The organism is Clostridium novyi NT (assembly GCF_000014125.1).
Classification (GTDB): Bacteria; Bacillota; Clostridia; order Clostridiales; family Clostridiaceae; genus Clostridium_H; species Clostridium_H novyi.
Genome location: NC_008593.1, coordinates 2,179,331 through 2,201,838, shown reverse-complemented (window position 1 = coordinate 2,201,838; position 22,508 = coordinate 2,179,331). Strand labels below are relative to the sequence as shown.

Sequence of the window (22,508 nt, the reverse complement as noted above, 5' to 3'; positions counted from 1 at the left end):
ATGTATACTATAAATAAAAATAATATAGATGTTAAAAATATAATAATTAATAAAATACTCAGATGGAGTTTATCTGAAGAAAAATTTTTAAATATAGTATCGCCACCTTATAATTTTTCTGAAATATTTTTAAAAGTTATAATGTTCTTTGTAAGAAATAAAAAAAGAGTTTTATATATAACTAATGAAAACCCTAGCAACATAGTTATAATAAACAACATAAAAAAGTATACAAATTTTACAGATTACACTTATTATAGTGGTTGCGATGATTTAAATAAAAGTGCCCTAGTTATAACGCCTTCATATAAAGCTAAAAATATAAATGATAAATTTGATTTAGTCATTTATGATGATATAAAAAGTTTTTCAGATGATACTATGGAAGATATTTTAGAAATTGCAATAAACTTATGTGATAAACAGGGAAAAATAATAACATATGTAATTGAAAAAATATTTCATAATAATAATGAAGTAACTTTTCCTATAAGGGATAATTTTATACCAATAATTGAACCTAAATTTATAGAAACTAAAATAGATATAAATAAGGACATACCATATGTAATTTATGAGTATATAAAATGGTCTATAAAAGATAATCATAAAATGATAATTTTTGTTCCAGATGAAAAGAAGGTAGAAAATGTTTATAAATATTTATATAAATACTGCAAAGATTTAACGCCAAATACCATTAAATATATAAATGGAAAGAGTTCTAGTAAAGTTTTATATAATATAAAGGATTTAAATGATTGTATAGTCATAACAAATAATATTAGTAATATAGATTTTAAATTTAAAAGCTTAAATGTCATGGTGTTTTTTGCAAATAGTGAAGAATTTAATTATAAAAAGTTAGTATATCTTTGTGGTAAAGTGGGTATAAATGAAAATAGACATAATGGAGAAGTAATATTCCTAGGAAATTATGAAACAGATAATATTGATAAGGCAAAAAAAATAACGAGGTATTTTAATAAAGAAGCATGGGAAATGAATTTGTTAAAAATATAAAATACTATATAAATTGTTTTCTTGATGTAATCTATAGCGGAAAAGAAAAATGTATAATTTGTGAAGAAATTTCAGAAGCTAATAGAGTGTTATGTTTAGATTGTATTAGAAATATGAAGCTGTGCAATAAAAAGACAGTAATTAATAAGGGTGCATATAAGTTTTGGTGTTATAGTTCATTATATTATAGTGGAATTACAAAAGAGTTAATATTAAATTTAAAATATAAAGGTCAATTTTTAGCAGGGAAAGAACTTTTAAGATATCTTATAAATACTATAGAACTTTATGATATAAAATTTGATATTGTTACATATGTACCATCTTCTAAAAATAAGTTAAAAGAGAGAGGATACAATCAAAGTAAGTATTTAGCTAAGTTAGTAGCTGAGAAAACGGAAAAGAAACTTTTAAATACTTTAAAAAAAAGCAAAAGGACACAAGATCAAATAGGTTTGGGAAAGTATGAAAGATGGGAAAATTTAAAGGAATCATTTATATATGTAGGGAATGGTAAACTTAAAAAACAAAAGGTCTTACTAGTAGATGATGTTTTAACTACAGGGGCAACTACTTTTTATTGTGCAAAAGAGTTAAAGAAAAATGGTGCTGAGGATGTTATTATATTAACTGTAGCTAAAAGTAATTTTTAAACCCTCTACACTACATTATAGCATATAACTAAAAAAATATCCTTTAGAGGTTACTATATTAACATTATGATATATAGAGAGAAACAAGTTTCTTACAGTAAAAATTGACTAAATTTTCAGTAAACTAATGTTGGATTAGTTGTTAATATTTTAAATAGGTTATAAAATATATATATAAAAGATAATAAATTATATCTTCCAAACATTAATTATAAGATGTTAAAACTAGAAGATATGCATGAAAGGGGCTGGCTTTATGAACATAAAGGTTAATGGAAAAAATATTCAAGTAACAGAAGGATTGAGGGATGCAGTAGAAAGAAAGTTATCTAAATTAGATAAATATTTTGATCCTAATGTAGAAGTCATTACTACCCTAAGTGTACAAAAGAATAGTCAAATTGTAGAGGTTACAATACCTTTTAATGGTGTTATATTAAGAGCTGAAGATTCTAATAGTGATATGTACGCTGCTATAGATATAGTTTTAGAAAAATTAGAAAGACAAATAAGAAAGCAAAAAACTAAATTACAAAGAAGAAAACATGGAGATGCATTAAAGTTTCAATTTATACCTGAATATGTCCCAAAAGATGATGAGGATAATATAGAATCAAAAATAGTAAAAACAAAAAGATTTGCAATAAAGCCAATGAGCAGAGAAGAAGCAGTTCTTCAAATGGAGTTATTAGGACATAACTTCTTCGTATTTACAAATGCAGAAACTGAAGAAGTAAATGTGTTATATAAAAGAAAAGACGGTCAATATGGATTAATAGAACCAGAATTTTAGAAGAGTTTAGAATGATTTAAAAAGGAGGCTATAAAGTCTCCTTTTGTTTTTTAAAAAAATTTAAAAAATGCTCAAAATCTTTAAATGCTATATTTGCTTCATATTCTGAGTTTATATAGTCTTTAAGAGTGAAATCATCATTTAAAATTAATATTACTTTACGACCATGCTTATAAGCTAAAGCATATTCGGCAGTAAGCTTATTTACTACTAAAATTAAGTTCCTAGAATGCATATTTAATTTACTAAAAGCATTAGACGAAGTAGTTAATATATGTCTATCAGGAACTAATATTCTGTCACTAAAAGTGTTGATTATATATTCAAGAATACATTTATTTTTGCAAACATTACACTTCATGTTGCCTGAACGACATAATTTATAAGAAAATGATATAATACTCTTAGTATTTTTTAAAAATGCTAAATCATAAGAGGATAATTTTGTTGTGTTTATAAATATAAAGTTTGGGTTTACGGTATTCACTGGAATTTTTAATTCTGTAAAATCATGTATATCCTTAGAATTGCTTATTGAAGATGCAGAGAAATTTCCATATATTTTTTTTATGTATTGTATTAAAACAAAGTTTGGAGATAATATATTGTTGTATTTACATGAAAAATTACTATTTATAAGTTTTTCATAACAAGAATGATGACTTATATCACATTCATCTGTGAAAAAAAAACAATTATATGGTGAAATATTATTTATGAATTTTAATGCAGCTACATCTACAGTATTATTTTTAAATAGCATATCTATATTAAATAAAAAGCACGGTTCATTAGGCAGCATAATAAAAATCCTTCCATATTAATATATAAACTTTTACAAATAGTATATAAAAAAATACATAAAAAAACAAGAAAATACATAAATATAATTTATAATACAGGAGAAAACTTTGCCAATACAAACAAAAACTATTTAAAAAGTATAATATTGAACGGTTTATAAATAGGTGATATAATCATAAAGTATAACAAAGTATAATAGCGAAAAAATATAATTTAGTGAGGATGAAAGTAATGGGATTGTTTGAAAAGATATTTGGTACATATAGTAGTAGAGAAATAAAAAAGATTATACCAATAATTAATAAAATAGATTCTTATGAAGAAGAGTTTAAAAAATTAACAGATGAAGAGTTAAGAAATAAAACAGATGAATTCAAAGATATGTTAGCGAAGGGTAAAACATTAGATGATATATTACCAGAAGCGTTTGCTGTAGCAAGAGAGGCTTCAGCTAGAGTTCTTGGTATGAGACACTTTAGAGAACAGCTTATAGGTGGTATTGTTCTTCACCAAGGTAGAATTTCGGAAATGAAAACAGGTGAAGGTAAAACATTAGTTGCAACACTTCCAGCATACTTAAATGCATTATCAGGCAAAGGTGTTCATGTAATTACAGTAAATGACTACTTAGCTAAAAGAGATAGAGATCAAATGTCACAACTGTATGGATTTTTAGGATTAACTACAGGAGTTATAGTTCATGACTTAGATAATGAACAAAGACGTGAAGCTTATAATTGTGATATAACTTATGGAACAAATAATGAATTTGGATTTGACTATTTAAGAGATAACATGGTTATTTATAAAGAAGAAAGAGTTCAAAGAAAGCTAAACTTCTGTATTGTGGACGAAGTTGACTCTATTTTAATTGATGAAGCTAGAACTCCACTTATAATATCAGGAGAAGGAGATAACTCCACTGACTTTTACAAAGTTGCAGATTTCTTTGCTAAAACTTTAAAAGAAGATGATTATACAGTAGATGAAAAGACTAACTCAGTTATTTTAACTGAACAAGGTATTGAAAAGGCAGAAAAATTCTTCCATATAGATAACTATGGTGATGGAGATAATATGCAAATTCAACACCACGTAGTTCAAGCGTTAAAGGCTAATTACACAATGAAACGTGATAAGGACTATATGGTTAAAGATAATGAAGTTATAATAGTCGATGAATTTACAGGAAGACTTATGGAAGGTAGAAGATACAGTGACGGTCTTCACCAAGCTATAGAAGCTAAAGAAAATGTTAAAATTCAAAAAGAGTCAAAAACTCTTGCAACAATAACATTCCAAAACTACTTTAGAATGTATACAAAGCTTTCTGGTATGACAGGTACTGCTCAAACAGAAGAAGCTGAATTTAGAGAAATATATGGACTTGATGTAATAGTTATTCCTACACATAGACCAATTGCAAGAATAGATGCTCCAGATGTAGTTTATAAATCTGAAAAAGCTAAATTTAAAGCTATAGTTAATGAAATTGCTGAAACGTATAAAAAGCAACAACCAGTTCTTGTTGGTACAGTAAGTATAGAAAAATCTGAACTTCTATCAGATATGTTAAAGAGAAAAGGAGTCCCACATCAAGTATTAAATGCTAAGTATCATGAAAAAGAAGCTGAAATAATTTCTCATGCTGGTGAAAAAGGTATGGTTACTATAGCTACTAACATGGCTGGTCGTGGTACTGATATTAAACTTGGAGAAGGCGTTGAAGAAGTAGGCGGACTTAAAGTAATAGGTACAGAAAGACACGAATCAAGACGTATAGATAACCAATTAAGAGGACGTTCTGGTCGTCAAGGAGACCCTGGATATTCTAGATTCTATGTATCATTAGAAGATGATCTAATGAGAATATTTGCGTCAGATAGATTACAAGGCGTTGTTGAAAAATTAGGATTAACTGATGAAGATGCAATTGAAAGTAGAATGGTTAGTAATGCAATAGAAAACGCTCAAAAGAAAGTTGAAGGAAATAACTTTGATGTAAGAAAGAGCGTATTACAATATGATGATGTTATGAATCAACAAAGAGAAGTTATTTACAAACAAAGATCACAAGTTCTTGAAGGTGAATCTTTAAAAGAAGATATTCAAGAAATGATAAGATCTGTTATATCTGAAGCTGTTGATGCTCATATGAGTGGACTTGATGAAACTTTAGAAGAAGATTTAGAAAAATTATTAGCTTATCTACAAGAAATTTATTTACCAAAGAATGTTGTAACTGTAGATGAACTTAAAATAAAATCTGATGATGAAATAAAAGAAATTTTAATTGATATAGCAGAAAAAATGTATAGTGAAAAAGAAGAAGAAGTAACTCCAGAAAGAATGAGAGAAATAGAAAGTGTAATTCTTCTAAGAATTGTTGATACTAAGTGGATGGATCACATTGATAATATGGATCATTTAAGACAAGGTATGGGACTTAGAGCTTATAGACAACAAGATCCAGTTCAAGCATATCAATTTGAAGGTAGTGAAATGTTTGATGAAATGATCAATGGAATAAAAACTGATACTGTAAAATACTTATTCCATATTCAAGTTGAAAAGAACATTGAAAGAGAAAGAGTTGCAAGAGAAACTTCTACTAATATAAATGATGGTGAAGGCGGAAGTCATGAGCCAATAAAGAGAAAAGAAGAAAAGATTGGTAGAAACGATCTTTGCCCATGCGGAAGTGGAAAGAAATATAAAAATTGTTGTGGAAGATAGATAAATTAAAAAATCCAGTATAACTGGATTTTTTAATTTATTAATTATTGTTTATAGAAAGGGTGATTTTATGATAATTCAGTTAGAAGAAGCAAATAACAAAGTTACTGAATTAAACTCAAATTTAGACGAAGTGAGGGTTTCACTTTGACATCGCTAAGATGGAAAAAAGACTTGGAGAACTTGAACATAAAATGCAGGAAAGTGATTTTTGGGACGATATAAATAAAGCTCAAGAAATTACTCAGGAAGCAAAAGGTATAAAAGACAGAATTGATGGATATAACTCTACAAAAACACGCATAGAAGATTTAGAAGTGTTAATAGAAATGAGTATTGAAGAAGAGGATGAATCTTCTATAGAAGAAATATTAAATGAAGTAGAAGAAATTGAAAGTATAATAGATAACTTTAAAGTGGAAATTTTACTTTCAGGTGAATATGATAAAAACAATGCAATAGTAACTCTTCATTCTGGAGCTGGTGGAACTGATGCTCAAGATTGGACTGAAATGCTACTAAGAATGTATACAAGATGGGCAGAAAAAAGAGGATATAAAGTAGATGTACTGGATATACTTCCTGGAGATGAAGCTGGAATTAAAAGTGCAAATCTTAAAATAACAGGTGAATTTGCTTATGGATATTTAAAGGCTGAAAAAGGAATCCACCGTTTAGTTAGAATATCTCCTTTTAATGCTAATGGAAAAAGACAAACATCATTTGCATCATTAGAAGTAATACCTGAACTTAAGGAAAATCAAGACATAGAAATAAAAGCAGATGATTTAAGAATAGATACTTATCGTGCTAGTGGAGCTGGTGGACAGCACATAAACAAAACAGATTCAGCAGTTAGAATAACTCACATTCCAACTGGAATTGTAGTACAAAGTCAAAGTGAAAGAAGTCAATTCCAAAATAAAGATACTGCCATGAGTATGCTTAAATCTAAACTTGTTGAACTTAAAGAAAGAGCTCATAAAGAGAAAATAGAAGACCTTTCAGGAGACTTAAAAGAAATAGGTTGGGGAAGTCAAATAAGATCATATGTATTCCAACCATATACTATGGTAAAAGACCATAGAACTAACACTGAAATGGGAAATGTTGATGCAGTTATGGATGGAGATATAGATATATTTATATTAGAATATTTAAAGGCTAATAATTAAAATTTAATATGAGTAATTAAAAAGGACATATAAATGGAACTTGGGTTCCCTTTATATGTCTTTTTATTGTTTTACAAATCAGCAAATTGAACAGCAATCATCATGTTCTTCTTCACATACATCGCAAGTATCTGGTTTTGGAATTGGCTTTGGTTTTGGTAAAGGTTTTGGTCTACTTACCTTTGCTAGAGTATATATGATTTGATTGCAACAGTTATCCATAGTTTGTGTACTTACTATTTGATATCCATATCCAAGAAGTTTAGATAGAGCATAGGCGCAGTTTGAACCTCTAGGAATTCTCCTATCACTGGAATAAGAAACGTATATGTCATTACAGTGACACCAACCACTACTTTGTTCGCAAATAAGAATTATTACTTTTGCATTATTTTTCATTTAAAAGTGAACCTCCTTGTAATCTTCAGAAATATTGTAAAAGGTAACAAGCTATAAAGCTTGTCTCTTTAATATATTATGTAAAATAATGGATATGTGTTACATTATATAATTTTATTTATAAAAATTATATAATTGTATACTTATGTTTTTATGGTAAAAATGTCATTATTAAAAGCTCTAATATTTTTAATATATTGGGTTAAACTATTAATGTTAAAAATCAAGCAAGAACAAGGGAGGAATTTTAAATGCCAACAGGAACAAAACTAGAACAAGCGGTAGCTTCAGCTAAAGGGTTATCAGCTGATTTAAAAACATTCTCACTAGATACAGATAACCAAGAGGCTAAACAAATGTTTAAACAATTATCAACAACTGTTGAAAATGTTGCTCAAACTATTCAAGGAAGACTTGATTTCGTTAAACAAGAAGAACCTCAATACAGAGACTAAAATTAAGATAAAAAATCCTATGTTTTAGAATTTAAACTAAAGCATAGGATTTTTTTATTTTAAATATATAGTTCAGACAAGAAATTTAAATAAAAATACCTATATACATAATAAATATTGTGGATTGGACTTTTGATTTATATTAATGTAAAATTATGAGAGCGAGAGCAACTATATTTAAAGATAGGATGGAGGAAACCATGACGAATATTAATGATAAATTAGCAAAGGAATTTAATATTAAATTAAAACAAGTAGACAGTGTTATTGAGCTTTTAGATGGAGGAAATACTGTCCCGTTTATAGCTAGATATAGAAAAGAAAAAACTGGTGGACTTGATGATGTGGTTTTAAGAAATCTTGCTGAAAGACTTACATATTTAAGAAACTTAGAAGAGCGAAAAAAAGATGTAATAAGAATAATTGCAGAACAAGAAAAGTTAACAGATGAATTAGAATCAAAAATTAATAAGTGTGAGACTTTAACAGAGGTTGAGGATATATATAGACCATTTAAACCTAAAAAAAGAACTAGAGCTACAATAGCTGTTGAAAAGGGATTAAAACCTCTTGCAGAAGTTATATTAAGTGGTGAATTCACTGGAAATATAGAAGAGTATGCAAAAGAGTTTATAAACGAAGAAAAAGAAGTTATGACTATTGCTGATGCTTTAAATGGAGCTAAAGATATAGTAGCTGAAGCAATTTCAGATGAAGCTGAATACAGAAAGTGGATAAGAGAATACGTTAGAAAAAATGGAGTTATTGAGTGCAGTGGAAGTAGCGACGAACCAACTCCATATGAAATGTACTATGAATATTCAGAAGCTGTATCTAAAATACCTTCTCATAGAATACTTGCAATAAATAGAGGAGAAAAAGAAAAAATCTTATCTGTAAAGGTAGTATGTGATACAGATAAAATAATAGATTATTTAAATAAAAAATCTAAAAAAGATAATGAAATTACAGATAAGTTCATTGAGGAAAGTGTAGAAGATTCATTAAAAAGACTTATATATCCATCAATTGAAAGAGAAATAAGAGCAGAACTTACTGACAAAGGAGAAGAAGGAGCAATTGAAGTTTTTAAGGCTAATTTAAGTGCGCTTTTAGTGCAGGCTCCAATAAAAGGTAAGGTTGTATTAGGATATGACCCTGGATTTAGAACAGGATGTAAAATAGCAGTTCTAGATGATACAGGAAAGCTTTTAGACACTGCAACAGTATATGCAACTGCTCCACAAAATGATGTAGAAGGTTCAATTAAAATACTTAAAGAACTTGTTTATAAACATGATGTAGATGTTGTTTCACTTGGAAACGGAACAGCAAGTAGAGAATCAGAAGAAGTTTTAGCAAGACTTATTGATGAAGTGAAGAAAGAAACAGGGAAAGACTTGTTTTATGTTGTAGTATCAGAGGCAGGAGCATCTGTATATTCGGCATCAGAACTTGCATCAAAAGAGTACCCTGACATAAATGTATCAATAAGGGGAGCAATATCAATAGGACGTAGACTTCAAGATCCTATGGCTGAACTTGTTAAAATTGATCCAAAATCTATAGGGGTTGGGCAATACCAACATGATGTTGCACCTAAGAGACTAGATGAATCTCTAAGTGGTGTTGTGGAAGATGTAGTAAATAGTGTTGGAGTAGATTTAAATATAGCAACACCTTCACTTTTATCATATATTTCAGGAGTTAATTCAACTATTGCAAAAAACATTGTTGAATATAGAGAAGAAAATGGTAAGTTTAAAAATAGAAAAGAGTTATTAAAAGTAAAGAGACTTGGACCTAAAGCCTTTGAGCAATGTGCAGGTTTCTTAAGAGTTACAGAAAGCAATGAAGTTCTTGATAATACAGCTGTTCACCCAGAATCTTATAAAGCCACTAAAGAATTTTTGAAGATGTTAGGGTATACAGAAGAAGACATAAAAAACGGAAAGTTAGATGATATAGATGCTAAAGTTAAAGAAAGTGGAATAGAAAACTTAGCTAAAGAATTAGAAGTTGGAGTGCCAACTCTTAAAGATATTATTAAAGAAATTAAAAAGCCAGGTCGTGACCCAAGAGAAGAACTTCCAAAACCAATATTTAAAAAGGGAATAGTAGATATAAATCAACTAAAACCAGGAATGATGCTTACTGGTACAGTAAGAAATGTAGCCGATTTTGGAGCTTTTGTTGATATTGGAGTGCATCAAGATGGATTAGTGCATATAAGTCAGCTATCAGATAAGTTTGTAAAGAATCCACTTGATATAGTTAAAGTAGGAGACATAGTTGAAGTTAGAGTATTAGAGGTAGACGAGAAAAGGGGAAGAATATCTCTTTCTATGAAGAAGTAGATATTGAATTTTCTGAAAAGTAATAGTATAATTAATTTAAGAAAATAAATAAGTTAATAGTATCTTCAGGGCAGGGTGTAATTCCCGACCGGCGGTTAAAGTCCGCGAGCTATACTTGGTATGGCTGATTTGGTGAGATTCCAAAACCGACAGTAAAGTCTGGATGAGAGAAGGTATAGATAGAGTTTTAATATGATTTTTTGCCCTGATAACTTTATGTTATTAGGGCTTTTTGATTGCAGCTCTACCCATAACCTTGAAGATAGCAAAACAAGGGGGTTTATTATGAGACATAATAATTTAAACAAAATGATCAAAATTTCATTATTATCTGTAATGGCATTTATACTAATGTTCTTTGAATTATCAATACCTATTTTTCCTGAATTCTTAAAAATAGATATAAGTGACCTACCAGCACTTTTAGGTGCTTTTGCACTTGGACCTATAGAAGGAATAGGAATTGAGTTATTTAAAAATGTACTAAAAGTAATATTCAAAGGAACTGCTACTGGATTTGTAGGCGAACTTGCAAACTTTATAGTAGGAGCAGTGCTTGTTGTAGTAGCTGGATATATATATAAATATAAAAAATCTAGAAAAACAGCAGTTTTAGGATTAATAGCAGGTTCAGTTGTAATGTCAGTTGTTGCAGCAGTATTAAATTACACAGTATTTTTACCACTATTTGCTGTAGCTTTCAAAGCTCCAATAGAAGCATTTGTTGCAGCAGGAACAAAGGTTAATTCACATATACACACTTTAAAAGATTTAGTAATGTGGTCTATACTACCATTCAATTTATTAAAGGGCGCTATAGTATCAACAATAACTTTAGTAATGTATAAGAGTGTATCACCAATATTACATAAAGAAGAGGTTTTACACCAAAGTGGAAATGCAACACCTGTAAAAAGTGAAAGATAAAATTGAATTTAAAAAGGCACTAAAAACTATGAGTTTTAAGTGCCTTTGTTTTATTATAAAGTTATTTATTTTAAAATATCTTTTTTCCACATAATGATTCCGTTTATATTTGGACCATAATAATTTTTGCGAAGTCCTTCCTTAGTAAATCCGTACTTTTCATATAGTTTTATAGCAGATATATTATTTTCTCTAACTTCAAGTGTTAAGTTAGGAATATTTTTTTCTTTGCAAATTTCTAATATTTTGCCCATTAAAATATTGCTATATCCATTGCCACGAAAGTCCTTGTAAATAGCTATATTAGTAATATCAGCTTCATCAAACATAAACCATAGACTTGCATATCCGAGTATAATATTTTTATCTGTATCTTTAAGCACTATATATTTGTAGGCATTATCGTTAAATTCACTTTTAAGAGAATCAATACTAAGTGGGCTTGTGAAACTCGAATTATTAATCTTTAATACATCATCAAGATGTTTTTCGGTCATGTCCTCAACAGTTAAATTATGCATTCTTTTGAGTTCCCATCTTTTTTTCATATTCTCTTTCAGCCTGAGATTTTCTAAGATATATAGGTGCAAATGTAAGAGGATCATCAGCTAAACCTTCTTTTATTCTGCTAAGTCCTAGTTCTCCAAGAGATGATGCACGAGCTAAGTTAACGTTGTTTGGTGCGAAGTTTACTTTTTCAAAACTAGATGAAAGCTTTTCTTTAAATTTAGGAATAGCATCTCCAATGAAGCTTACAGAATCGTAATTTCCGTTCTTTATAGTGGATATTAAATCATCAATATGTATAGCCATATAATCAGTTAATCTTTCAAGTTTACCATTTTTAAAAGAATATAAAGCTGTATAAACATTATCTCTTAAAGCATCAATAATAGGGCATACAACACCATCTGTATAAGCTAAATTAAAGGCAAGTGCATCTAAAGAGGAAACCCCTATAAAAGGCTTATTAGTAGCTGATGCAAGACCTTTAGCAGTAGCCATACCAATTCTAAGACCTGTAAATGAGCCAGGACCGCTAGATACTGCAAATGCATCAATGTTATCTAAAGATAATTTTAAATCTGTTAATAAGTTATCTATTAAAGGCATTAATATAACAGAATGTTGCTTTTTTCCGTTTAAATTAACTTCACCTAATAATTTATCTTCTTCTAAAATAGCGCAAGAAGCACTAGAAGTAGAAGATTCTATGCTAAGAATTTTCATAGTTTAATCTCCTTTACATAATTGTATTTGTCGCCATTAGGAGTTAAAGTTATTTTTCTAAAGTTTTCTCCAAGTTCAGGCATTTTCTCTATTGTAACATTTAAATATTCTTCAGGAATTAATTCTTCTATATAGTTGGCCCATTCAATTATGCTAACTCCATCTCCAAATATATACTCATCAAATCCAATAGCTTCTATTTCATCAGGGTCATTTACTCTATATACATCAAAATGATATAATTTTAAATTTCCTTCATATTCATTTACTATATTAAAAGTAGGACTAGTTATATGTTCATCTATTCCAAGTCCCTTAGCTATACCTTTTGTTATATGAGTTTTACCAGTTCCAAGATCACCAATTAAACATATAATATCTCCGCTATTTGCAAGTTTTCCTATTTGATATCCTATATCTACAGTTGAATCTACATTATTAACTACAAATTGCATTTATATCAACTCCTAAGATTTAATACATTAAAAATAACTAATGAAATTCTAATTCATTAGGAATTAGTAATTCATTAGTTATTTTATACTAAATATAAGAAAAATAAAAGCATCTAAAGGGCTTATTCATTGTAATAGTGCTATTTAGTGAAATAAAATTAAGTTATGATAAAGCTTCTTTTAAATTATTAACAGCTTTTTTGCAAATAAAATTTTTTTCAACCATATTATCTAGAATTTTATAGGCTTCTTCATTGTTTAGTCCTTTTCTATAAGGTCTATCCTCGGTTAACGCCTGAAATATATCGCAAACGGCAAGTATTCTACATTCTTCACTTAAATCTTTAGCGGAATATCCATTTGGATAACCTGTACCATTTAGTTTTTCGTGGTGATTTGAGGCCCAGTTTTTTATATCAGGGATATCGCCTATTTTGGATAAAATTATATTAGTGTAATATACATGAGATTTTATTATAGAGAATTCTTCGGGTGTTAGTTTGCCGTTTTTATCTAATATAGATGAAGGGATAGCGAGTTTACCTATGTCATGTAATAGCCCAGCTATTTTTATCTTGTGACATTTTTCATTTGAGTAGCCTAAATATTTTGAGATTTTAAATGCGAGTTTTGCAATTTCACGAGAATGAGTAGCTGTAAAGGTGCTTTTGGAATCTATTATATTTGAAAATATATATGCTATAGATTCAAATTGTTCTAAATTTAGGTATATACCTAGTTTAGGCGCTATATTATCTAAGATAGAATCAATAAAAGATATATTTTCAAGGTCAAACCAAAATACATCCTTAGAGGACACTTTAACAAAAGCATTACATATTTTTGGAGAAAATATATCCCCAGAGTGAGACATTACCCAGTTTATTATGTAATCACGTTGTTTAAATATAGGAATTTCTGCGTTATATAGAAGTTCTACCAAATCAGATAATCTTATGATTTGACTTTCTATTGGAATTTCATCCATTTTTAAGTTAAGAGGGCCTGTTCCATTAAAGTTTTCATGATGATTTAAAATTATGTGAGAAAGATTATTAAATATAGGAAACCCTTGTAGTATTTCAGAACCATTAATACAATGTTTTTTTATAAAATCAGTTTGGGTATGACTAATTTTTAAACTGTTAGTAGCACCTATATCATGTAAAAGTGTTGATAAATATAAATATTTTTTAGAAGAATCGCTGAGATTTAAATAATTAGCTAAGGATAATGATATATAGGTTGCTCTTTGAGAATGATTCATAAAGTTGTGTTTTGAATAGTTTATATTAGATATATTTTCAATTATATTTTTATTTTCAACTGAACTAATCTCTGCTAAATCTAAGGCAAGAGAGATTGAACGAATTGTTTTATCAAGACTTATTTTCATTTTAATGCTCCTTCTTAAATGGAATTGGTTATCATTTATCATAATTTTAACATAATATATATATATTGTGAAATAATTAAAAATAAAGTAATAAAAAATTTTTAATAAAATACTTGCATATATCTAATTGCCATGATATAATTAATATCGTTCCATAGGGGTATGGCTCAATTGGTAGAGTAGTGGTCTCCAAAACCATTGGTTCTGGGTTCGAGTCCTAGTGCCCCTGCCAGATAAAAGTCAGTAATCATAATGATTACTGACTCAGGCTGTTGATAAACATAATTTGTCAACAGCCTTTTTACATTTATTACAAAAAGGATTTTTAGTGTTTATGTAGAATATATATTTTAGAACAATAAATCTTTTAGCCCGTTAGGGCTCCTACGGAGGAAAAATGCTTACTAATAATGAAAGAAAACAAAATCAATTAGAACTAGTTTATATAGAAAATTTAGTACCTGAAAATCACATACTTAGAAAGATAGATAAACACATAGACTTTTCATTTATAAGAGATTTAACTAAGGATTTATATTGTGCTGATAATGGCAGACCATCAGTGGATCCAGTTGTATTATTTAAAATGCTTTTTATAGGATACCTATTCGGTATACGTTCAGAGCGTCAGCTTGTAAAAGAAATCCAGGTAAATGTAGCTTACAGATGGTTTTTAGGATATGGACTTACTGATAAAATACCAAGTCATTCCACTATAAGCCAGAATAGAACAAAAAGATTTAGTAATACAAATATACATCAAGAAATATTTGATAATATTGTATTTCAAGCTATTAATAGAAACTTGGTTGATGGCAAAATTCTATATACTGATTCTACTCACTTAAAAGCTAACGCTAATAAACATAAATTTATTAAAAAAGAAATAACTAAATCCACAAAGGAATACTTTGATGAATTAGAGAATGACATTAATAAAGATAGAATTAATCATAATAAAAAGCCTCTAAAAAAAAAGACTAAAATAGCTGAAACTAAGGAAATAAAAGTAAGTACAACTGATCCAGACAGTGGATATATGGTTAGAGATGGAAAACCTAAAGGCTTTTTTTATTTAGATCATAGAACTGTTGACGGAAAGTATAATATTATAACAGACGTTCATGTTACTCCCGGGAATATAAACGATGTAGATCCTTATGTTAAAAGAATAGAAACTCAAATAGAAAAGTTTAATTTTAATACAAAATATTTAGTAGCAGATGCCGGATATTCTACGAATCCTATTTGTAAACAAATTTCAGACAAAAATTATCAAGGTGTTTTTGGGTTCCGTTTAGGACCCCATGTTAAAGGAAAATATACAAAATATAGATTTCAGTATGTTAAAGAATTAGATGGATATGTGTGTATTAATAATTGCTTTTTAAAATATAGAACTACTACGAGGGAAGGTTATAAAGAATATTTAAGTAATGCGGAGCATTGTGCTTATTGCAAATATAAAAATAATTGCTTAACATCTGATAAATCCATTAATAGAACTATACGTCGTCATGTTTGGGAAGACTATAAAGATCAAATTTTTAGCTTTACTAAAACAGAAAAAGGTAAAAGTATTTACAAACGACGTAAAGAAAAGATTGAGCGTAGCTTTGCTGATTCAAAAGAATTACATGGGCTACGTTATTGTCGCATGCGAGGAATTAAAAATGTTTCTGAGCAGTGCCTACTTACAGCGGCAGTTCAGAATATGAAAAAGATAGCCATGGTGCTATCGCATTATTTTTTGTGTACATTAATTCAAATTTATTCCAAATTAACATACATAATAAATATTTTTCGAATGCTATCGCATAAAAGAATTTTGGCGTAAACAAAAGCCCCCAATTGTTGGGGGCTTTTTGAACAATCTGAGTCAGTAATCATAATGATTACTGACTTTTTTATTTTTTGATAAGTATAGAACATGGTAATTTTTTTATGATATCAAAATAATACATCATATTGTAATCTATATAATACAAAAATAAGTCGAAATAGTCAAAAAAATTTAACTTCTTTAAGACTACAATTTAAGTATGGGAAATAACATGGATAAAATACAAAGTAGTTATAACAAGGAGGAATTATAATGAATGATATTTTGGCTAGAAATTATTCGTCTATACCTAAAGAAAGAATAAATATATTAATTGAGGATCTTTATTCGGTTACTCCAGAAATTGAAGCAGATAGAGCAGTTTTAATTACTGAATCATTTAAAGAAACAGAATCAATGCCTATGGTTATTAGAAGGGCTAAGGCTTTAGAAAAGATACTAAGCGAAATGCCTATAGTAATTCGTGATAGTGAATTAATAGTGGGAAATCTTACTAAAAAACCAAGAGCAGCTCAAATATTTCCTGAGTTTTCAAATAAATGGTTACTGGACGAATTTGATAGACTTGCAAATAGAAAAGGTGACGTATTTTTAATTTCAGAAGATACAAAAGATAAATTGAGAGAAGTATTCAAATACTGGGATGGAAAGACAACAAATGAATTCGCAACTGAAATTATGTTTGATGAAACAAAAGAAGCAATGGATGAAGGGGTATTTACAGTAGGTAATTACTATTTCAATGGTGTTGGACATATATGTGTAGACTATGCTAAAGTTTTATCAAAAGGTTTCAATGGAATAATTCAAGAAGTACAAGAGGAAAGGAAAAAAGCAGATAAGGGAGATCCTAATTACATAAAGAAGGATCAATTTTTAACATCTGTAGAAATAACATGTAAGGCCGCTGTTAAGTTTGCAAAACGTTTTGGAGAAGAAGCAAAAACTCTTGCAAGTAGAACAATGGATTCAAAGAGAAGAGAAGAATTATTACAAATAGCTCATAATTGTGAATGGGTACCAGCAAATCCAGCAAGAAACTTCTATGAAGCATTACAAGCTTTCTGGTTTGTTCAAGCTATAATTCAAATAGAGTCAAATGGACATTCAATTTCTCCTATGCGTTTTGATCAATATATGTATCCTTATTTTAAGAATGATATAGAAAGTGGAAGAATTGATATGTCAAGAGCTCAAGAACTTCTTGATTGTCTGTGGGTAAAATTTAATGATGTAAATAAAGTTCGTGATGAAGGTTCCACAAAAGCATTTGGCGGATATCCTATGTTTCAAAACTTAATAGTTGGTGGACAAACCATATATGGTGAAGATGCAACAAATGAATTATCATTTATGTGCCTTGAAGCTACAGCACATACAAAATTACCTCAACCATCAATATCAATAAGGGGTTGGAACAAAACTCCAGATGAATTGTTATTTAAAGCTGCTGAAGTTAGTCGTCTAGGATTAGGTATGCCAGCTTATTATAATGATGAAGTTATAATTCCATCTTTACTTAATAGAGGACTTTCCATGGAAGATGCTAGGGATTATGGAATTATAGGATGTGTTGAACCTCAAAAGGGTGGAAAAACAGAAGGATGGCATGATGCTGCATTTTTTAATATGGCAAAAGTTCTTGAAATCACTATGAATAATGGTATGTCAAATGGAAAACAACTTGGACCTAAAACTGGAGATGTTACATTATTTAATTCTTTTGAAGAATTTATGAATGCATATAGAGAACAAATGAAGTATTTTGTAAAACTTTTAGCTAATGCAGATAACTGTGTTGATGTAGCACACGGAATGAGAGCACCTTTACCATTCTTATCTTCAATGGTTTATGATTGTATAGGAAAGGGAAAATCACTTCAAGAAGGTGGTGCGCATTATAACTTTACAGGTCCACAAGGTGTTGGAGTTGCAAATACCGCCGATTCTCTTGAAGTTATTAAAAAGTTAGTTTTTGAAGAAAGATTAGTTTCAATGGGAGATTTAAAAGAAGCTCTTGATACTAACTTTGGAGAATGTAATTCAAGTAACAGCTTAAATTTAAATAGTATAAATAATATAAATCCAGAAAATTTAAATAGAGAAACAATTATGGCTGTAATTGAAAAACTTTTATTTAAAGAAAGTAATATATCAGTAAATAATTTAAATAGTAATATTAACTTAGGAAACTATCAAGGAAAAGAAAGTCTTCGTCAAATGCTTATAAATAGAGCGCCTAAATATGGTAATGATATTGATGAGGTTGATAATTTAGCTCGTGAAGCAGCATTAATTTATTGTAAAGAAGTTGAAAAATATACAAATCCACGTAATGGTAAATTCCAACCTGGATTGTATCCAGTTTCTGCAAATGTTCCTATGGGTGCTCAAACAGGGGCTACTCCAGATGGAAGAAAAGCTGGAGAACCACTAGCAGATGGTGTATCACCAGTTTCAGGCAGAGATCAAAATGGGCCTACTGCTGCTGTCAACTCAGTTGCAAAATTAGATCATGCTATAGCATCTAATGGAACATTGTTTAATCAAAAATTCCATCCATCTGCACTTCAAGGTGAAGCAGGGCTTAGAAACTTATCTGCTTTAGTTAGAACATTCTTTGAAAACAAAGGAATGCATGTACAATTTAATGTAGTTAGTAGAGAAATGCTTTTAGATGCTCAAAAAAATCCAGAGAAATATAAGAGCCTAGTAGTTCGTGTAGCAGGATATAGTGCTCATTTTACTTCACTTGATAAGTCAATACAAGATGATATTATAAAGAGAACAGAACATCAACTATAATTTAAGAAAAATAAGGAAGAGTTACACACCCTTCCTTATTTTTTAAGTAATAATAAAGGGGGAGACTTTTAATGGAAGGTATTGTTTTTGATATACAAAGGTTCTCTGTTCATGATGGTCCTGGGATACGCTCATTAGTGTTTTTAAAGGGATGTCCTCTTTCATGCTTATGGTGTAGTAATCCAGAATCCCAAAAGCCTAATCCTCAAGTAATGTTCATTTCTCGCAATTGTATACAATGTGGCAATTGTGCTAGAGCCTGTAAAGTTGGAGCAATAGATGTTATAAATAGAAATGGAATAGATAAAAACAAATGTATAAACTGTGGAAAATGCGTAGAGACTTGTTATGCTAATGCATTAAATATGGCTGGTACATCAAAAAAAGTAGAAGAGATTATAGAGGTTTTAAGAAAAGATAATAGTTATTATAGAAGATCTGGTGGAGGTATAACCTTATCTGGTGGAGAACCGCTATATCAAGGTGATTTTGCAATAGAACTTTTAAAAGCTTGTAAAGATAAAGGATGTCATACAGCTGTTGAAACAACGGCATTTGTTAATAGAGAAGTGCTAAAAAGAGCTTTAAAGTATTTAGATTTAGTTATGGTTGATGTAAAGAGCATGGATTGCATAAAACATAAAAAATATACTGGACAAGATAATGAAATTATATTAGGTAATATAAAATTTATTTCAGAATTTGGAGTACCAATTGTAATCAGAGTTCCTGTTATACCAGGAGTTAATGATGATGAAGAAAATATAAGGAATACTGCAAAATTTGCAATGAGTTTAAATGGGGTAAAAGAAGTTAACTTATTACCGTACCATAGATTAGGTGAAAATAAATATGATTACTTAGGATATGAATATAAAATGAAAGATTTAGAAGTTCCAGGGGATGACAATATAAATAAACTAAAGTCTATTGTAGAACAATATGGATTAAATTGCAAAATAGGTGGTTAAAATAAAAGTTAAGGAGTTTTAATATTCCTTAACTTTTATTTTTATATAAAAGAAGCTTTGTATTTACAAGGAGATTTTTTTTCTGATTTATAAAAAACTTTACTAAAGTAGGCTGGATCTATATAACCAACCTCTAGTGATATTTGAGTTATAGATTTATCTGATGTTGCAAGAAGTTTTTTTGCTTTATCAATTCTTAGTTTTGTTATATATTGAGTAAAAGTATAACCTGTTTTAGATTTAAAATATCTACTGAAATATTGAGGATTTAAGTGTACTAAATTTGCTACTAAATTTAATGTAAGCTGTTGAGTGTAATTGTCATTTATATATTTTATTGCAGCTTTAATAGGGTTTTCTTCAGTTCCACTTAAAGTTTTCTTACTAATTTTTGATGAAGTTTCTTTATTTATAAGATTAAGTGCCTTATTTATAGAGTTTTTTAAATCTGATGGACGAACGGGTTTTAAAAGATAGTCTATAACATTATATTTTATAGCTGTTTGTGCATAATTAAAATCACCATAAGCAGTTAAGATAATTGTTTTTACATTTGGCAAAAATGATATTATTTGTTTTTGTGCATCTAAACCAGTTTTTTCAGGCATTCTAATATCCATAAGTATAATATCAGGTTTATTTAATCGGGCGTTTTTAATAGCTTCTATACCATTTTTAGCATCATCTATAACTTCTATATTAAAAAAATTTTTTTCTAGTATAATTCTAAGAGCCCTTCTTTCTAACGGTTCATCTTCTGCAATCATTAGCTTATACATATAGTAACACCCCTTAATAATTATTTTATTTGTGGTATTTTTATATAAACTGTAGTTCCTATATTTAATTGGCTTTCTATTTTAAGTCCATAATTTTCTCCAAAGTAATGTCTTATTCTGTTATGAGTATTTTGAATTCCGATTCCAAAAATATCCTTATCTAAGTTATCTAAATTGTTTAATATTCTAAGAACAGCAGAGTCTATTCCTTTTCCGTTATCAGAAACTTTTATTATTAAATCATTATGTCCAGTTAGTTTTCCGGTAATTTCTATAGTTCCGCCATCTACTTTTGTCTCTAGACCATGAACTAAACAATTTTCAACTATTGGTTGTAATGTCATGGTTGGAATCCTAAAGTCCAATACTTCCTTATCTATATTAATTTTATAGAATATTCTGTCACTATAGCGTAATGATTGAATAAAAAGATATCTTTCTATGTTTTCCATTTCATCTTTTATTTTAGGAAGTACTTCTAAATTTCTAAGATTATATCTTAAAAGATCAGATAAATTATATATTAATTCTTCTGTTTTGGGAGCATCTTCAATAAGAGCCATTCTTGCTATTGTGTTAAGTGTGTTAAAAAGAAAATGAGGATTAACTTGCGCTTTTATAGTTTTAATTTGGGCTTTTTTGGCTTGTTGTTCAAGTTTTATTTTTTCCTTACTTTCTTTTAATAATTGTTCTTGGGTTAGACGCACCATTCCTAAATGAGCTATATAATTAGCTAAAAGCCTATAGAAACTTACGCAATCTTCAACATATTGAGAATCAACTATAGGTATGGTTTTAGCAATTTCTTTTAATTTTTTCAAAGGAATATTACATTCCTTTGATATTTTTTCAAGATCTAAAGAATTTATATCTTTTTCACCTCGTACAAGAACTTGTCCACCTAAAACAGATCCTAAATATAAATCGTTTACAATAATCGGAGCTGCGCAATCAATAAGTCCTGTATGACAGTTGTAATGTCGTGGTTTTTTCTCGCGTATTGCAATAAACCCAGCTTGTGAATCACAAAGAATACACTTTTTTCTACCCTCTGGAGATGAACGAATTAATCTACAAAACGGAGTAAAGTTATTTTCTTCACATACAGGTATACCATTTATATCTACTGTAATTGTAGGGAAATTAATAAGTTTTGCTAATTTATTTTGAATATCTCTAAGAGTATTAATGTCTATGATATCTGCAAATTGTACATTTTTTAACAAATTCATTTTCAAACACCTACTATAGGTAAATTTATACTATATCAAAATAGTACAACATTTTTTTATATATATAGTACAAAATTTAGTCGAATTTGTCAAAAAATTTAATCAATTTTTATAATAAAATTTTATTTAGAAAAGCAATTAATAAATATTATAGATTTTTGGAGGTGCTACTTTATGGGACAAGAAGCATTAGGAATGATAGAAACAAAAGGATTAGTAGGCGCAATAGAAGCAGCGGATTCTATGGTAAAGGCAGCAAATGTTGCGTTGATTGGATATGAAAAGATAGGATCAGGACTTGTAACTGTAATGGTAAGAGGAGATGTTGGGGCAGTCAAAGCAGCTACTGATGCAGGTTGTGCAGCTGCAAAAAGGGTTGGAGAAGTTGTTTCAGTTCATGTAATTCCAAGACCACATACAGATGTAGAAAAAATATTACCTTGTTTAAACAAATAATATAGATTAGAGGTGTTAC

Annotated in this window: 20 protein-coding genes, 1 tRNA gene and 1 riboswitch; of the genes, 13 read left to right on the top strand and 8 right to left on the bottom strand. The window is 28.9% G+C overall.

Annotated features, from left to right (window positions below):
* The 3 genes from NT01CX_RS10200 to hpf all read left to right on the top strand — a co-directional run bounded on the left by NT01CX_RS10200 (position 1) and on the right by hpf (position 2,469).
* A complete protein-coding gene (locus tag NT01CX_RS10200) occupies positions 1–1,023 on the top strand; it encodes a hypothetical protein (RefSeq protein ID WP_011722965.1) in 1,023 nt (340 codons plus the stop codon).
* Positions 996–1,676 carry a ComF family protein gene (locus NT01CX_RS10195; protein WP_011722964.1) on the top strand — a complete coding sequence of 227 codons (681 nt, stop codon included), beginning with the start codon at positions 996–998 and terminating at the stop codon, positions 1,674–1,676. The genes NT01CX_RS10200 and NT01CX_RS10195 overlap by 28 nt, the downstream gene beginning before the upstream one ends.
* Positions 1,677–1,932: 256 nt before the next feature.
* Positions 1,933–2,469, top strand: coding sequence for a ribosome hibernation-promoting factor, HPF/YfiA family (hpf, locus tag NT01CX_RS10190; protein WP_011722963.1), 537 nt, complete (start codon positions 1,933–1,935; stop codon positions 2,467–2,469).
* Between the two features lie 28 nt (positions 2,470–2,497).
* Here hpf and NT01CX_RS10185 read toward each other — a convergent pair whose 3' ends face one another.
* On the bottom strand, positions 2,498–3,271 hold the full coding sequence (locus tag NT01CX_RS10185; RefSeq protein ID WP_011722962.1) for a hypothetical protein: 774 nt from the start codon (positions 3,269–3,271) through the stop codon (positions 2,498–2,500).
* Between the two features lie 233 nt (positions 3,272–3,504).
* On the opposite strand from NT01CX_RS10185, the gene secA reads away from it, so the two are divergent.
* Together secA and prfB are read left to right on the top strand one after the other, a co-directional pair.
* Complete coding sequence (gene secA / locus NT01CX_RS10180; protein ID WP_011722960.1) at positions 3,505–6,009, top strand: preprotein translocase subunit SecA; 2,505 nt, start codon at positions 3,505–3,507, stop codon at positions 6,007–6,009.
* A gap of 70 nt (positions 6,010–6,079) precedes the next feature.
* Positions 6,080–7,184 (top strand): peptide chain release factor 2 gene (prfB, locus tag NT01CX_RS10175; RefSeq protein WP_141639440.1). Its coding sequence is split into 2 segments (ribosomal slippage): positions 6,080–6,157 and positions 6,159–7,184, totalling 1,104 coding nucleotides; the frame shifts between segments, so codons are not numbered across the junction.
* Positions 7,185–7,262: 78 nt separating this feature from the next.
* Here prfB and NT01CX_RS10170 read toward each other — a convergent pair.
* Positions 7,263–7,583: a hypothetical protein gene (locus NT01CX_RS10170; protein WP_039227369.1), complete on the bottom strand. Its 321-nt coding sequence runs from the start codon at positions 7,581–7,583 to the stop codon at positions 7,263–7,265.
* A gap of 251 nt (positions 7,584–7,834) precedes the next feature.
* Here NT01CX_RS10170 and NT01CX_RS10165 point away from each other — a divergent pair, with 251 nt between their 5' ends.
* The 3 genes from NT01CX_RS10165 to NT01CX_RS10155 all read left to right on the top strand — a co-directional run bounded on the left by NT01CX_RS10165 (position 7,835) and on the right by NT01CX_RS10155 (position 11,322).
* Positions 7,835–8,038, top strand: a complete 204-nt coding sequence (locus NT01CX_RS10165) for a DUF1657 domain-containing protein (RefSeq protein ID WP_011722958.1) — start codon at positions 7,835–7,837, stop codon at positions 8,036–8,038.
* Positions 8,039–8,238: 200 nt separating this feature from the next.
* Positions 8,239–10,395 carry a Tex family protein gene (locus NT01CX_RS10160; protein WP_011722957.1) on the top strand — a complete coding sequence of 719 codons (2,157 nt, stop codon included), beginning with the start codon at positions 8,239–8,241 and terminating at the stop codon, positions 10,393–10,395.
* A 57-nt stretch (positions 10,396–10,452) separates the two neighbouring features.
* A riboswitch (FMN riboswitch) is annotated at positions 10,453–10,574 on the top strand.
* 106 nt (positions 10,575–10,680) lie between these two features.
* Entirely contained in the window at positions 10,681–11,322 is a 642-nt protein-coding gene (locus NT01CX_RS10155; protein WP_011722956.1) for an ECF transporter S component, read from the top strand.
* 65 nt (positions 11,323–11,387) lie between these two features.
* Here the strand turns inward: NT01CX_RS10155 and rimI are convergent, their stop codons facing one another.
* The 4 genes from rimI to NT01CX_RS10135 all read right to left on the bottom strand — a co-directional run bounded on the left by rimI (position 11,388) and on the right by NT01CX_RS10135 (position 14,403).
* Complete coding sequence (gene rimI / locus NT01CX_RS10150; RefSeq protein ID WP_242648490.1) at positions 11,388–11,870, bottom strand: ribosomal protein S18-alanine N-acetyltransferase; 483 nt, start codon at positions 11,868–11,870, stop codon at positions 11,388–11,390.
* Entirely contained in the window at positions 11,836–12,552 is a 717-nt protein-coding gene (tsaB, locus tag NT01CX_RS10145; protein ID WP_011722954.1) for a tRNA (adenosine(37)-N6)-threonylcarbamoyltransferase complex dimerization subunit type 1 TsaB, read from the bottom strand. Before tsaB ends, rimI begins: the two co-directional genes overlap by 35 nt.
* On the bottom strand, positions 12,549–13,007 hold the full coding sequence (gene tsaE / locus NT01CX_RS10140) for a tRNA (adenosine(37)-N6)-threonylcarbamoyltransferase complex ATPase subunit type 1 TsaE (protein ID WP_011722953.1): 459 nt from the start codon (positions 13,005–13,007) through the stop codon (positions 12,549–12,551). The genes tsaB and tsaE overlap by 4 nt, the downstream gene beginning before the upstream one ends.
* Before the next feature lie 163 nt (positions 13,008–13,170).
* Positions 13,171–14,403 (bottom strand): HD-GYP domain-containing protein, encoded by a 1,233-nt coding sequence (locus tag NT01CX_RS10135; protein WP_011722952.1) that lies wholly within the window; start codon positions 14,401–14,403, stop codon positions 13,171–13,173.
* A gap of 156 nt (positions 14,404–14,559) precedes the next feature.
* On the opposite strand from NT01CX_RS10135, the gene NT01CX_RS10130 reads away from it, so the two are divergent.
* The 4 genes from NT01CX_RS10130 (at position 14,560) to NT01CX_RS10115 (ending at position 20,022) form a co-directional block, all read left to right on the top strand.
* Positions 14,560–14,635: transfer RNA gene (locus NT01CX_RS10130), tRNA-Trp, on the top strand.
* A 165-nt stretch (positions 14,636–14,800) separates the two neighbouring features.
* Positions 14,801–16,240 (top strand): IS1182-like element ISCno1 family transposase, encoded by a 1,440-nt coding sequence (locus NT01CX_RS10125; RefSeq protein WP_011722045.1) that lies wholly within the window; start codon positions 14,801–14,803, stop codon positions 16,238–16,240.
* 258 nt (positions 16,241–16,498) lie between these two features.
* Positions 16,499–19,051, top strand: a complete 2,553-nt coding sequence (locus tag NT01CX_RS10120; RefSeq protein WP_011722951.1) for a glycyl radical protein — start codon at positions 16,499–16,501, stop codon at positions 19,049–19,051.
* 71 nt (positions 19,052–19,122) lie between these two features.
* Positions 19,123–20,022: a glycyl-radical enzyme activating protein gene (locus NT01CX_RS10115; protein ID WP_011722950.1), complete on the top strand. Its 900-nt coding sequence runs from the start codon at positions 19,123–19,125 to the stop codon at positions 20,020–20,022.
* A 41-nt stretch (positions 20,023–20,063) separates the two neighbouring features.
* On the opposite strand, the gene NT01CX_RS10110 is transcribed toward NT01CX_RS10115, so the two are convergent.
* Complete coding sequence (locus tag NT01CX_RS10110) at positions 20,064–20,801, bottom strand: response regulator transcription factor (RefSeq protein ID WP_011722949.1); 738 nt, start codon at positions 20,799–20,801, stop codon at positions 20,064–20,066.
* Positions 20,802–20,821: 20 nt separating this feature from the next.
* Complete coding sequence (locus NT01CX_RS10105) at positions 20,822–22,033, bottom strand: sensor histidine kinase (protein WP_011722948.1); 1,212 nt, start codon at positions 22,031–22,033, stop codon at positions 20,822–20,824.
* Positions 22,034–22,207: 174 nt separating this feature from the next.
* On the opposite strand from NT01CX_RS10105, the gene eutM reads away from it, so the two are divergent.
* Positions 22,208–22,489, top strand: a complete 282-nt coding sequence (gene eutM, locus NT01CX_RS10100; protein ID WP_011722947.1) for an ethanolamine utilization microcompartment protein EutM — start codon at positions 22,208–22,210, stop codon at positions 22,487–22,489.
* The last annotated feature ends 19 nt before the right edge of the window (positions 22,490–22,508 follow it).